14 protein-coding genes are annotated in these 12779 nt (G+C 67.9%); 3 read left to right on the top strand and 11 right to left on the bottom strand.

Annotated features, from left to right (window positions below; translation table 11 throughout):
* Positions 1 to 58: 58 nt before the first annotated feature.
* The 8 genes from rnc to CPH63_RS13495 all read right to left on the bottom strand — a co-directional run bounded on the left by rnc (position 59) and on the right by CPH63_RS13495 (position 7655).
* Positions 59 to 802 (bottom strand): ribonuclease III, encoded by a 744-nt coding sequence (rnc, locus tag CPH63_RS13530; RefSeq protein ID WP_096303424.1) that lies wholly within the window; start codon positions 800 to 802, stop codon positions 59 to 61.
* Positions 803 to 816: 14 nt separating this feature from the next.
* Positions 817 to 996 carry a 50S ribosomal protein L32 gene (rpmF, locus tag CPH63_RS13525; protein ID WP_096303423.1) on the bottom strand — a complete coding sequence of 60 codons (180 nt, stop codon included), beginning with the start codon at positions 994 to 996 and terminating at the stop codon, positions 817 to 819.
* A gap of 68 nt (positions 997 to 1064) precedes the next feature.
* On the bottom strand, positions 1065 to 1682 hold the full coding sequence (locus CPH63_RS13520; protein ID WP_096303422.1) for a DUF177 domain-containing protein: 618 nt from the start codon (positions 1680 to 1682) through the stop codon (positions 1065 to 1067).
* A gap of 82 nt (positions 1683 to 1764) precedes the next feature.
* Positions 1765 to 2619 carry a hypothetical protein gene (locus tag CPH63_RS13515; protein ID WP_096303421.1) on the bottom strand — a complete coding sequence of 285 codons (855 nt, stop codon included), beginning with the start codon at positions 2617 to 2619 and terminating at the stop codon, positions 1765 to 1767.
* Positions 2612 to 3127, bottom strand: a complete 516-nt coding sequence (gene coaD / locus CPH63_RS13510; protein WP_096303420.1) for a pantetheine-phosphate adenylyltransferase — start codon at positions 3125 to 3127, stop codon at positions 2612 to 2614. The genes CPH63_RS13515 and coaD overlap by 8 nt, the downstream gene beginning before the upstream one ends.
* The gene (gene rsmD / locus CPH63_RS13505; RefSeq protein ID WP_096303419.1) at positions 3124 to 3702 is read right to left on the bottom strand and encodes a 16S rRNA (guanine(966)-N(2))-methyltransferase RsmD; all 579 of its coding nucleotides are present in this window, start codon (positions 3700 to 3702) and stop codon (positions 3124 to 3126) included. The genes coaD and rsmD overlap by 4 nt, the downstream gene beginning before the upstream one ends.
* Positions 3699 to 5906, bottom strand: coding sequence for an ATP-dependent DNA helicase RecG (gene recG, locus CPH63_RS13500; RefSeq protein WP_096303418.1), 2208 nt, complete (start codon positions 5904 to 5906; stop codon positions 3699 to 3701). Before recG ends, rsmD begins: the two co-directional genes overlap by 4 nt.
* A gap of 3 nt (positions 5907 to 5909) precedes the next feature.
* Positions 5910 to 7655, bottom strand: a complete 1746-nt coding sequence (locus tag CPH63_RS13495; protein WP_096303417.1) for a DAK2 domain-containing protein — start codon at positions 7653 to 7655, stop codon at positions 5910 to 5912.
* Between the two features lie 332 nt (positions 7656 to 7987).
* Here CPH63_RS13495 and rpmB point away from each other — a divergent pair, with 332 nt between their 5' ends.
* Complete coding sequence (rpmB, locus tag CPH63_RS13490; RefSeq protein WP_091358432.1) at positions 7988 to 8179, top strand: 50S ribosomal protein L28; 192 nt, start codon at positions 7988 to 7990, stop codon at positions 8177 to 8179.
* A gap of 111 nt (positions 8180 to 8290) precedes the next feature.
* Here rpmB and CPH63_RS13485 read toward each other — a convergent pair whose 3' ends face one another.
* Together CPH63_RS13485 and CPH63_RS13480 are read right to left on the bottom strand one after the other, a co-directional pair.
* A complete protein-coding gene (locus CPH63_RS13485) occupies positions 8291 to 8830 on the bottom strand; it encodes a GNAT family N-acetyltransferase (protein ID WP_096303416.1) in 540 nt (179 codons plus the stop codon).
* The gene (locus CPH63_RS13480) at positions 8814 to 9806 is read right to left on the bottom strand and encodes a thiamine-phosphate kinase (protein WP_096303415.1); all 993 of its coding nucleotides are present in this window, start codon (positions 9804 to 9806) and stop codon (positions 8814 to 8816) included. Before CPH63_RS13480 ends, CPH63_RS13485 begins: the two co-directional genes overlap by 17 nt.
* A 112-nt stretch (positions 9807 to 9918) precedes the next feature.
* Between CPH63_RS13480 and CPH63_RS13475 the strand changes: the two genes are divergently transcribed.
* Positions 9919 to 10551, top strand: coding sequence for a DUF3515 domain-containing protein (locus tag CPH63_RS13475; protein WP_157749529.1), 633 nt, complete (start codon positions 9919 to 9921; stop codon positions 10549 to 10551).
* Positions 10552 to 10561: 10 nt separating this feature from the next.
* On the opposite strand, the gene CPH63_RS13470 is transcribed toward CPH63_RS13475, so the two are convergent.
* Positions 10562 to 11374, bottom strand: coding sequence for a MerR family transcriptional regulator (locus tag CPH63_RS13470; RefSeq protein WP_096303413.1), 813 nt, complete (start codon positions 11372 to 11374; stop codon positions 10562 to 10564).
* 184 nt (positions 11375 to 11558) lie between these two features.
* Here CPH63_RS13470 and CPH63_RS13465 point away from each other — a divergent pair, with 184 nt between their 5' ends.
* Complete coding sequence (locus tag CPH63_RS13465) at positions 11559 to 12773, top strand: acetyl-CoA C-acetyltransferase (RefSeq protein ID WP_096303412.1); 1215 nt, start codon at positions 11559 to 11561, stop codon at positions 12771 to 12773.
* Positions 12774 to 12779 lie beyond the last annotated feature (6 nt).

Here is a 12779-nt window from a genome sequence, read left to right as displayed (position 1 = left end):
GGTCAGCGCGTTCAGATCAGTGACATCGGATCAGCGACATCGGATCAGCGGCGTAGAACTAAGGCTGCGCAACCGTGTCGGCGGCGGTGACGTTCCGCTCGGCCAGCACGCGCCAGGCGGCCTCAGCCGCGGCCTGCTCGGCCTCCTTCTTGTTACGCCCCTGGCAGGCGTCGAAGAGCTCTCCCTGGACGCTGGCCTGCGCGGTGAAGGTCTTGAGGTGATCGGGACCAGCGGAGGAGATCACGTATTCGGGAACACCGATCGACAGCTGCGCGGTCAACTCCTGCAGGCTGGTCTTCCAGTCCAGACCGGCGCCGTGATTGGCCGCCTCGCTGACGATCTGGTCGAAGAGCATGTGAATAACCCGTTCGGCCTCGGTGAGCCCGTGCTCGAGGTAGATCGCACCCAGGATCGCCTCCAGGGTGTCAGCCAGGATGCTCGTCTTGTCCCGGCCACCCGTCGCCTCTTCCCCGCGTCCCAGCCGCACGAAGGAGCCGAGGCCTTCGTCGCCGATGCCGCGGGCCACGCCGGCCAGCGCACGCATGTTCACGACGGAGGAGCGCAGCTTGGCCAGCTTCCCCTCCGGCAGATCGGGATGGGTGCGGTACAGCGTCTCGGTGATCACGACGCCGAGGACGGAGTCGCCGAGAAATTCGAGTCGTTCGTTATGTGGCAGCGCGCCGTTCTCGTACGAGTACGAGCGGTGCGTCAGGGCGCGCCGAAGCAGCTCGGGGTCCAAAGTAACCCCGAGCTCTGCCGCCAGTTCGGACTGGTCGACCGGTTCAGAACCCGTGACGCCCATATACCGAACGAGCCTTAAACCGCGAGGACCTGGCGCCCGTCGTACTGGCCGCAGTTGGCACAGGCGGTGTGCGGGAGCTTCTGCTCACCACACGCACGGTTCGGGCAGGTCACCAGCGTCACGGCAGTGGTCTTCCACTGCGAACGCCGGGCACGGGTGTTGCTGCGCGACATTTTGCGCTTGGGTACGGCCACGTCGATACTCCTGATTCGTTTGCACGGGTGGCGCGTCGCTCGATCTGCGATCTGGTTGAGCGACGTGCCTACTGCTGGGTGTCCGACTCCGACACGGCTGGAGCTGAACGGTCTTGCGACGAGCGCTCCTCGGTAGCGAACGCGGCAAGTGCCGCCCACCGAGGATCGACCGTGTCGTGCGTGTGATCAGCCGGCAGATCGTCCAGGGCAACCCCACAGGTGGGGCAGAGCCCGGCACAGTCCGGCCGACAGAGCGGGGTCATGGGCAGGCCCAGTACCACCACGTCACGCACTACCGGTTCGAGGTCGAGTAGATCGTCGACGATCCGGTAGACCTCGTCTTCCTCGCTGGTGTCATCCGTGGTGCTCTCCGGATAGGCGAACATCTCACAGATCTCAGCGGCGAGCTCATCGTCGATCGCCTCCAGGCAACGGCCACACTCGCCCTGCAACGGAGCGGACACCGTGCCGGTAATCAGCACACCTTCGGTGACCGACTGCATCTGCAGATCGAGCGTGAGTGTTGCACCTTCAGCGACCCCGACGAGGTCCAGAGCCAGCCCCGCAGGCGCGGGAACACGACGCTGAAGCGGGAGCATGGCCCCGGGGCGGCGGCCAAGATCTCGGGTATCGAGAACCAGCGGTGCGCGGGGGTCGAGGTGCTTCGGTGTCGTTTTCTCAGGCATGCGTTTACTGGCCCGGTCGAATTGAGGCCGAGAGTCAGCTTAACCCACCACAGACGCTGGCTGCTAATCGGCCACTGAGCGGCTACTTCTCGGTCGCCGGCTCCGCCCGGCCGGGGAGGTCATCCGCCGATGCTGTCGCATCTGCCGCCGGCTGGGTGACCGGGGCGTCCGACTCCGCTGGTGCATCGGCTGTGCTCGGGGCCACGGTCGGGGCCACGGTCGGGGCGGCTGGATCCGCCACCGAGGCCGGCTCAGAACCGACCGGAGGAGGGGTATCACGACGGGCGGCCAGGGCGCGGCGCCCCTGTTCGGCGGTGACTGCGGCCTTGCGCAGCACCTCGATCAGGTCTACCAGCGTTCGATCCGCGTAGCCGTCGCTCTCCAGGCGCATGGTGCGGGAGGCCCGTTCGGCGTCACTGCGAATGTCAGAGGCCTCGACCTGGGCCTGCCGACGCACGGCCTTGGCCTCGGCCGTGGTCTCGGCTCGCAACTGCTCGGCCTGCTCGGCGGCGGCGTGATGAACCGAGGTGGCCGACACCAGCCGGCCGTGCTCAGCCCGGCCACTCTCCACGAGTTCGTAGGCCTGCTGCTGGGCGATGGTCAGCAGTTGCTCAGCCTGGGTCCGGGCGTCGGCCACTATCTGATCGGCGGCGCGTTCGGCCGCCTCCCGGCTGTCACGCACGAGTTGCTCGCTCTGACTCCGCGCGAGTGCTTCCGTCTCGGTCGCCGAACGGAGCAGATCATCGCGCTGAGCCACTACCCGCCTGGCCTCGGCCATCTCTGGCGGCATTACGTCGCGCAGATCGTCGAGAATGTCCAGGACGTGCTCGCGCCCGATGACGCAGGAGGAGGACATCGGGACCGCCCGTGCGGTCTCCACGATCTCGACCAGCTCGGTGAGCAGCTCGTCCGCCCGGCGCAGCGCCTGATCACTCATCGGTCGCTCGCTGGTGGTGCTTCGCTCGTTCGGCCAAGCGCTGCAGCACATGGGGCGGGACCAGCGCGCTGACGTCGCCGCTCCAGTTCGCGATCTCCTTGACCAGGCTGGAGGCCAGGAAGCTGTACTCGGGATTGGTCGGCATGAAGAGTGTGTCGACGCCGGCCATGTTCCGATTCATCTGGGCCATCTGCAGCTCGTAGTCGAAGTCGCTGACCGCCCGCAGACCCTTGACGATCACCGGGATGTCGTGCGCTCGGCAGTAGTCGACGACCAGGCCTTGAAAGGCTTCGATCCGGACGTTCGGGTAGGCGACAGTTGCCTCGGTGAGCATGTCGATGCGTTCGTCCACCGAGAACATCGACGACTTCGACTGGTTGACGAAGACGGCGACGACCAGCTCATCGTAGAGAGCGGCTGATCGGCCGATGATGTCCAGGTGACCGTTGGTCACGGGGTCGAAGGACCCCGGACAGATTGCGCGTCGAACCAAGGCTGATTCAGTCATCGCTGCTGACCGTACCAAAGCGCCGCCTCGCCATAGCGCTTCGCTTTGATCTGCTCCAGTGCCGGTGGCCACACCAGTGCCGGGCCACGGGCGGAACGCTCGACCACGACGATGGCATCGGGGCTTAGCCAACCGGGACGACAGAGGGCGGCCAGCACCGGATCCAGGTCGCCCCGGGGCATCGCGTAGGGCGGATCGGCCACCACCAGATCGAACCCGGAGCGCGGCTGCTGCTCCGGGCCAGGCGAGATCGAGCTGCTGAGATAGAGCTCGACCGGCTGCTCCACTACCTCGGCGCCGGGCAGTCCGACGGCCGCCACGTTGGCCCGCAGAACCTGTGCGGCCGCGCGGGTGCGCTCTACCATCGTCGCCTGAGCAGCTCCCCGCGACAGCGCCTCCAGCCCGATGGCCCCGCTCCCCGCGTAGAGGTCGAGAATCCTGACCCCGTCCAGGTCCATCATTGTCTGCAGCGAGTTGAACAGGCCCTCGCGGGCCCGATCCGAGGTCGGGCGGGTGCCGCTGGCCGCGACGCTCAGCCGCCGCCCCCGGGCCAGGCCGGCGATGATCCTGGTCATGCCTTCTCCAGAAAGTCGACCTGGCTCTGATCGACCAACGAGGCGAGCCAAGCCGCCAACTCGGGATGCTTTCGCAGCAGATGATCGCCGACCACCAGATCGTTGGCGACATCCCGGGCTTCGGCGATGATCTCGGCGTCGCGCAGCAGGGATAGCAGCTTGAGTTGCGATCGTCGCCCGGATTGACTCGCCCCGAGCACGTCACCCTCACGCCGCTGTTCCAGGTCCAGTTGCGCCAGCTCGAAGCCGTCCGAGGTGGCGGCTACTGCGTCCAGGCGCTCTCGCGACGGGGAACCCTCGGGTGTCTCGGTGACCAACAGACAGACCCCGGCCGCGCTACCCCGCCCGATACGTCCGCGCAGCTGATGCAGCTGCGAGACGCCGAAGCGTTCAGCGTCGAGCACAACCATCACCGTCGCGTTCGGCACATCGACTCCCACCTCGACGACAGTGGTGGAGACGAGTACGTCCAGGTCACCGGCGGAGAAGGCGGACATGACCCGATCCTTCTCGTCGGGCGCCAGGCGCCCGTGCAGCAGTCCGAGACGCAGTCCCGCCAGCGCCCCATCGGCGAGCATGGTGATCACCTCGGTGGCGGCCAGCGGCGACCGCCGGGTGCTGGCCTGAGCCTCTTCGGGCGGCGCATCGTCGGGATCGCTGTCCGATTCGGGCTGTCCGTCACCGATACGGGGGCAGACGATGAAGGCCTGATGTCCGGACCCGACCTCCTCGATGATCCGCTGCCAGACCCGGGCCAGCCAGGCCGGGTGCTCGCGGACCCCCACGACCGACGTCGAGATCGGTGATCGACCCTTCGGCAGTTCGGAGAGCACTGAGGTCTCCAGGTCCCCGAACACCGTCATCGCCACCGTGCGCGGGATCGGCGTCGCCGTCATCACCAGCAGGTGTGGTGGACGCTCGGCCTTGCCGCGCAGCGCGTCGCGCTGCTCGACGCCGAAGCGGTGCTGCTCGTCGACGACGACGAACCCCAGCTCAGCGAACGAGACATGCTCCTGAATGAGGGCATGAGTGCCCACGACGATGCCGGCCGCTCCCCCGGCCACGTCCAGGAGCGCCGCCCGCCGCGCCTTGGTCGGCAGCGAGCCGGTGAGCAGCGCGACGCGGGTGGCGTTCTCGCTCCCGCCGAGCCGACCGGCCTGGGCCAGCTCACCCAGCATCAGTTCGATCGAGCGGGCGTGTTGGGTGGCGAGCACCTCGGTCGGGGCCAGCAGCGCCGCCTGGCCGCCGGCGTCGACCACCTGCAGCATGGCTCGCAGCGCGACGATCGTCTTCCCCGACCCGACCTCGCCCTGCAGCAGTCGCTGCATGCCCTGCGTGCTCGCCAGTTCTTCGGTGAGTAGCCGACCCACCTCGCGCTGCCCGGCGGTGAGCTCGAAGGGCAGCCGCTGATCGAAGGTGGTCAGCAACCCATCCGCCCGCGGCGGTCGGGGCGTTGCCGGGTTGGCCCGGGAGATCATCCGGCGCTGAGCCAGCGCGAGCTGCACTCCGAGCGCCTCGTCCCACTTCAGCCGCTTCTTCGCCGCGGCCCACTCCGCCCAGTCCTTCGGTCGATGCATCTGCCGCAGCGCCGCATCGAGGCTGAGCAGGCGATGGCCGAGGAGGAGTTCGTCGGAGAGTGGGTCGGGGACCCGATCGAGGGCGGCGAGGACGGTGTCGACGGTCTTCGCGATCGTCCAACTGCGCAGTTTCGCTGTCGCGGGGTAGATCGGAAGCACGGTATTGGCGAAGTCGTCGGCCTGAAAATCGTCGAAGCCGCCACCGACCAGCAGTTGGAATTCAGGATTGACCAACTGCCGCTTGTTACGGAACTCGCCGACCTTTCCGGCGAAGAGCGCCCGGGTTCCGACGGTGAGGTCGCGCACCTTCCAGCCCGCGTTGAAGAAGGTCAGGGCGAGGGTTCCGCGCCCGTCACCGACGATGACCTCGGCGCGTTCCAGCCTCCTGTTTCCGCTGGACTTCCGACTGAAGTTGGAGAAGTTCTGGATGCTGCGGACCTCGGCCAGCACGGTGACGTCCTCATCCAGCCGTAGCGATGCGAGGTCGGTGAGCTCGCCTCGCTCGGCCAGCCGGCGCGGATAGTGCCGCAGCAGGTCGGCGACCGTCTCGATCTGCAGACTCGAACTGAAGAGCTTGGCGGTGCGGTCCCCGACGACCTCGACCAGCGGTGTCGTCATCTTCGCCATCGCTTACTCCGCCCCGATCAGCAGCGGATAGTGCGGCTGACCGCCATCGAAGACGCTGACCTCGACCAGCGGAGCCGATGCGGCGAGCCGGGCCAGCAGCGTTTCCACGTCGGAACTCACCGCATCCCGGCCGATGAGGACGGTGATCAATTCGGCGCCGATACCGACGAGACGGTCGACCACGATCCCGGCGACCTCGCCGACCGCGGCGCCGATGACCACCACCTCACCGTCGATGAGACCGAGGATGTCACCCGGCTGGCACTGGCCGACCGAGGTCAGCGACTCGCGCTGCGCGACCGTCACCTCAGCCCAGCGGGTAGCCGCCGCGGCCTCGGCCATCGCCACCACGTTGTCGTCGAAACGTCGCTGCCCATCGTGGACGGCCACCGCGGCCAAGCCCTGCACCGGTGACTTCGTCGGCACCACGCTCACTTCGATCCCGTCGACGCGCGCCTCATGAGCCGCCGCCTCGGCGACGCCGGCGATCTGTGAGGCGTTCGGAAGCAGCACCACGTGTGCCGCACCGCTGGACCGGACCGCGGCCAGCACCTCGGCGGTGGACGGGTTGGCCGACGGGCCTCCCTCGACAACGACCACCCCTTCGGCCGTGAAGAGGTGGGCCAGCCCCTCGCCCGGGGCCACCGCGACGATTGCGGTCCCACTGCGCAGCGCCGGCCCGGTCGCCGAGCGCCCGGTCGACGGTGCGGTGCCATCGGCCGTCGGGGAATCGGTCGGCAGGGCGTCGGCGAACCGGGTGACCGTGATCCGGTACGGGCGCCCGGCCTGGATCCCGGCTTCGATCGCCGCCCCCACGTCGTTCACGTGCACGTGCACGTTCCAGACGCCGTCTCCGGTGCCTACCACCACCAGGGAGTCCCCGAGCGGGGCCAGATCTCCCCTCAGCAGGGTCACTTGAGCGTCCCCGGCCTCCAGCAGGTATTGGACCTCATACGCGAACTCGTCGCTGCCGATCTCCCGCTCGGCGCTCAACGCATCCAGCGAGCGCGCCAGGCGTGGGGGTGAGGTCGTCGCCGCCGGGGTGGTTCCGGTGATGACACCGGCGAGGGCCTCGATGAGCAGCACCAGTCCGCGTCCGCCGGCGTCCACCACACCGGCCCGGGCCAGCACTGGGAGCTGCTCGGGGGTGCGGGCCAGCGCATCCGCGGCCGCCCCGGCAGCAGCGCGGACCACGTCGGCCAACGCACCCGAGTGCAGCCTGACCGTCTGCGCCGCGTCGGCCGCCGCCCGGACCACCGAGAGAATCGTCCCCTCGATCGGCTGGTTGACCGCCTCATAGGCGCGTTCGGCGGCGTTGCGCAGCCCATGCTGGAGAGAGGCAGCGCCGAACTCGCCGAACTGCTCACCAGTACCTTCTTCGCCGCGGTCATCTTCGCCACGGTCAACTCCGCCCCGATCGTCGGACGGCTCTGACGGCGGTGAGGGCCTCCAGCCCTGCTCGTCGGCCAGGCCCCGGAGGATCTGGGAGAGGATGACGCCGGAATTTCCGCGCGCACCCAATACCGCACCGCGGGCCATCGCCTGCAGCGCCGCGGAGGCGCTGGCGGAGGCGTCGAGGGCCAGGGCGTCGGCGGCGGCCCGGACGGTCAGGGCGAGGTTGGTTCCGGTGTCACCATCGGGCACCGGGAAGACGTTGAGCTCGTCGATCTCCTGACGGTGCTCCTCCAGCACGGCCGCCGCGGCGATACTCCATTGACGAATCGCGGGGGCGTCCAGTCTGTCGAGCATGGATCCCCCGTCTATGAGCCAGTATCCGAGTCCGGTCAGCAAACGATACTTGGAGCGACCGACGGTAACGACACCTCCGAGGATGTGCGGCGAACGCCACAACTCACCCCGCCGGTGTCCGCCCGGGAGCGACAGCGAGCGGCCGCATGCGGGGGGCGCTACCCGATGCGGTTTGGCGGTCCCCGGCTGACCAGCTAGACTCGACCCTCGGACTTCTACTGTTTTCCGCTGTGATCGAAATCGGATCGACATCGGCCACATCAGAAGGCCGATTCCGCGCGTCGATCTAGCGTGAGTTCGAGCGTCAATCCAAGTTCTAGAAGGAGGCCATTGTGGCCAGCGTCTGCGATGTCTGCGGCAAGGGGCCCGGCTTCGGCATGTCCGTTTCGCACTCCCACCGCCGTACCCACCGTCGGTGGAACCCGAACGTGCAGACCGTGCGCGCCGTGGTTGCCCCCGGTACCCGTAAGCGGCTCACCGTGTGCACGTCCTGCCTGAAGGCCGGCAAAGTCACCCGCGGCTAGTACCCCGCCCCGGCTGGAGCACTCCAGCCGAGCAGGAAAGTAGGTTCATCCCGGTCGGGATGGGCCTATTTTTTTGTCTCCGCGCTCAGTCTCCGCACCACAGGCTCTGCCCTAAAGCGACTTGCCGTAGAAGTGCGCGCCGGGATGGGCGGCATAGACGCCGAAGCCGGGGACTGCGACGTAACCCGAGGAGAGATAGAGCGCGATCGCCTCCGGCTGTCCGGCGCCGGTGTTCAGTACCAGATCGCTCACGCCGGCCTGACGAGCTGACTCCTCCAGCGCCGACAACATCAGCCGGGACAGACCCCGACGCTGCATCCGCTCGATGACGTACATCCGCTTGATCTCGGCCGTTCTCCGGCCCGGATCTTGGGTGGCGGTCGATTGGTCGGCGGCCGGTTCGTCCTGCAGCCGCCAGCCGCCGGAAGCCACCGCCTCGTCCCCGACGAAACCGACCAGGAAGAGCCCGAGCGGCGGGGAGAATTCGACCGGATCAACAACGGCCTCATCCGGCCCGCCGTAACGCTGGACGAAGATCTGCTGCAGCTGCCGCACCAGCTCGGTCACCACGGGATCGTCATAGCGGCGTACCTCGATGCGAAGCTCCGGCCGCTCAACGCTCAGACGGGCTGCCTCACCGGAAGTGCTCATGTCCGGTCTCCTCCCAGCGCCGCGAGTCGACCCGCACACCCTCGCCTTCGACGACGGCACCGATGACCGTCCACTCCGCTCCGAGCTCGATCTCGCGGCCGAAGGTCGCCACCAGGGCATAGTCGTCGCCACCGGTGAGCACCCAGACCAGCGGATCGATGTTGAGCGCCGAACCGACATCGGCCAGTTTTCGCGGCACCGGAATGCTGGCGCCGACCAGATTGATCCGCACCCCGCTCGCCTTGGCGATGTTGCCGAGGTCGGCGATCAGGCCGTCACTCACATCGGTCATGGCGGTCGCGCCGAGGTCGGCCGCCAATGGCCCCTGCGCGTAAGGAGGGTCGGGGCGACGATGGGCGTTCACGACCTGAACCGGCGACCGGAAACCCCTGCTCAGCACCGAGTATCCGGCCGCGGCCCAGCCGAGCTGGCCGCAGTAGGCGACCACATCACCCACCTGGGCGCCGGAGAGGAGCACCGGTGACCGTCCCTGCAGGTCGCCCAGCGCCGTGATGCCCAGGGTGATGACGTCGCTGGCCACCACGTCGCCACCGACTATCGCCGCTCCGGCGCCACCGCACTCCTCGCGCAGGCCGGCCATGAAGTCGTCAACCCAGGTCAAAGGCAGGTCAGCCGGTGCGGCGAAGGCCACGACCAATGCCGTCGGGACGGCGCCCATGGCGGCGATATCGGCGAAATTCTTGGCCGCCGCCTTATGCCCGATGTCGTTGGCGGTCGACCAATCGCGGCGGAAGTGCCGGTTCTCGACCAGCATGTCGGTGCTGACCACGACCCGTCCGTCGGCGGTGGCCACTACGGCGGCATCGTCGCCCGGTCCGAGCAGAGTGGTGTCGGTGGGGGTGAGATCGGCCGTGACCCGGGCGATCAGGCCGAACTCACCGATGTCGGAGATGGTGATCGCTTCGGTCCTCTCGCAGTACACGTCGTTGTGAAGGCCACACCCGCTGTTCGTCATTGGTGATAGAGCGCGCAGATGTGGGACCCTCGACCACGCACTGTACGTGGCGCAAAACGCGATAGGCGATCACACCACGCGCACAGAACCGAAGCTAAGGGTCGAAGCAGACGTGACGAAAGCAGGATCCAGGCCGGCAGCCGCCGCCGATGAGTCGGCCGCCGCCAGCACCGGCCGATCCCGGGGCACCAACCGCCGGAACGCGCTGATAGCCACGGCCATCGCGCTACCGGTCACGCTGATCCTCGCCTTCGCGCTGGCTCCGTCGGGCACGAAGACCGCCTCCAATGGACCGCTGGCCGCGGTCACCGTCACCGCGCCGGCGGCCAACCCGGCCAACGACGCCGCCTGCACCCAGGTGTTGACGGCGCTGCCGACCGAACTGGCCGGACTGGCCCCCCGACAGGTGAAGTCCGACCCGGCCTCGCCGTATGTACTGGCCTGGGGTAACCCGGCTGTGGTGCTGCGCTGCGGGGTCGGCAAACCGGCCGATCTGGTTCCCGGCAGCAGCGATGTGGCCTTCCTCAGCGGCGTTTACTGGCTGCAGAGCGCCGACGGCGGCGACGACGTGTTCACATCGGTTGATCGCTCCGTCTACGTCGAGGTTCGGGTTCCGAAATCACTCACCGTGCAGCCGTTGCCCCTGCTCGGAGCGGCGATCGCCAGCAAATTGCCCGCCGTCTGCTCCGTGCCCGACGGCAATCAGACCGTCCCGGACAGTGAGCTCTGCACTCACCGCCCTTGATCGACCAGCCTTAGGGCGTCTCGTGCAGGCTGCGGCGGGCGGCCCGGTCCGAGGCGCGACCGAAGGAGTTGACCAGACCCTGCACGACCAACGGCCGCAGTCGCGACAGCATGACCGCCAACTGCTCGTGATCGGACCGGGGCATCTCGCCCCGGCGAAACGGCTCCCAGACGCCTTCCCGGAACAGCTCGGAGAGCTCGTCGGCCAGGGCGATGGCGTGGGTGTCGATGACCTGCGAGGCATTGCGCAGCACGGCCGCCGGAATGGGCAGGTCGAGTAGCTCGATGCCGATACCGAGCAGTGTCGGGGTGGTGTCGAAGGTGTCATCGGCCAGTTGTTCGACGACACCGACTGCGAGTAGTAGTTCGACGTCAGCCTCGCTCAGTCGCCGGCCGGCCCGCCGCTCCAGGTCGAGGCGGTCCAGTTGCTCGGCCGGCTCCGGCGTCCACGGCGTGAGCAGCGCGCTCTGCACCGCGAAGTCGGCCGCCGAGGCGTCCATCGGGATCCGGGACAGCACCCGTTCGATGGCGGCCAGCGTGTATCCGTGGTCCTGCAGTTCCCGCACCAGTTCCAGTCGCATCCGGTGCGGAGTGGAGTACACGGCGACCCGGCCGCGGCGCACGGGTGGCGGCAGCAGCCCCTCGCTGGCGTAGTAGCGCACCGTGCGTACCGTCAGACCGGTGCGCGCGGCCAGCTCGTCGATGGTGAATTCGTCGTCGCCGCCGATCGCGGCCGCCACATCGCCACCGCCCGGGCCAAGCACTGCAGACGGGCCCGATGGAACGTCCGGTGAGCCCAGCTGGGCCGACGTATCGGTGCGCATTCCGTCACCATATACGACAACACCCCGACTGGCACTTGACAACTGTGCCAGTCATACTGGCAATATCGTCGCAGCACCAGTTTGCGGTGAAGAATGCCGGCACGAAATCCAAATCGCCTGACTGAAGTTGCTCCATCCGCCGATCAAATCCATCTGATCAACCCATCTAGGACGGTCCTCTGATATGACCACTGAAGCATTCGTCTACGACGCGATCCGCACCCCGCGCGGGCGTGGCAAGGCCACCGGCTCGCTGCACGAGTCCAAGCCGATCAGCCTGCTCGTCGGCCTGATCAACGAGCTGCAGACCCGTAACCCGAACCTCGACCCGGCCCGCATCGAGGACATCGTCCTCGGCGTCGTCTCCCCGATCGGCGACCAGGGCATGGTCCTGCCGCGAGCGGCCGCACTTGCCGCCGGCATGCACACCTCGGGCCCCGGCGTGCAGCTCAACCGGTTCTGCGCCTCGGGCCTGGAGGCCGTCAACACCGCAGCCCAGAAGATCCGTTCGGGCTGGGAGGATCTGCTCATCGCCGGCGGTGTCGAGTCGATGTCTCGCGTGCCGATGGGCTCCGACGGTGGCGCCTGGGCGATGGACCCGGAGACCGCCTACGACACCAGCTTCGTTCCGCAGGGCATCAGCGCCGACCTCATCGCCACCCTCGAGGGCTTCTCCCGCGACGACGTCGACACCTACGCCGCCGAGTCGCAGGAGCGCGCCGCGAAGGCGATCGCCAACGGCGCATTCTCGCGCTCGGTGATCCCGGTCCGCGACCGTAACGGCCTCGCGCTGCTCGATCACGACGAGTTCCCGCGCGCCGGCACCACCGTCGAATCACTCGGAAAGCTCCCGGCATCCTTCGCCGTGATGGGCGAGATGGGCGGCTTCGACGCTGTTGCCCAGCAGAAGTACCACTGGGTCGAGAAGATCGATCACGTCCACACGCCGGGCAACTCGTCGGGCATCGTCGACGGTGCTGCGCTGGTGCTCATCGGCAGCGAGAAGATCGGCAACGAGCTCGGTCTCACCCCGCGCGCCCGCATCGTCTCCACCGGCGTCGTCGCCACCGAGCCGACCATCATGCTCACCGGACCGGCCCCGTCGGCCGAGAAGGCGCTGGCCAAGGCCGGCCTGACCATCGACGACATCGACCTCTTCGAGGTGAACGAGGCCTTCGCCGCCGTCGTGCTGAAGTTCCTGCGTGACCTCAACGTCCCGCACGAGAAGGTCAACGTCAACGGAGGCGCCATCGCCCTCGGTCACCCGCTGGGTGCCACCGGCGCCATGATCCTCGGCACAGTCATCGACGAGCTCGAGCGGCGCGACCAGCGCTATGGCCTGGCCACCCTCTGCATCGGTGGCGGCATGGGCGTCGCAACCATCGTCGAACGCATCTGAATCGGA

This window comes from Jatrophihabitans sp. GAS493, from assembly GCF_900230215.1.
GTDB lineage: Bacteria > Actinomycetota > Actinomycetes > Mycobacteriales > Jatrophihabitantaceae > MT45.
This window is presented reverse-complemented; position numbering and strand designations above follow the sequence as displayed.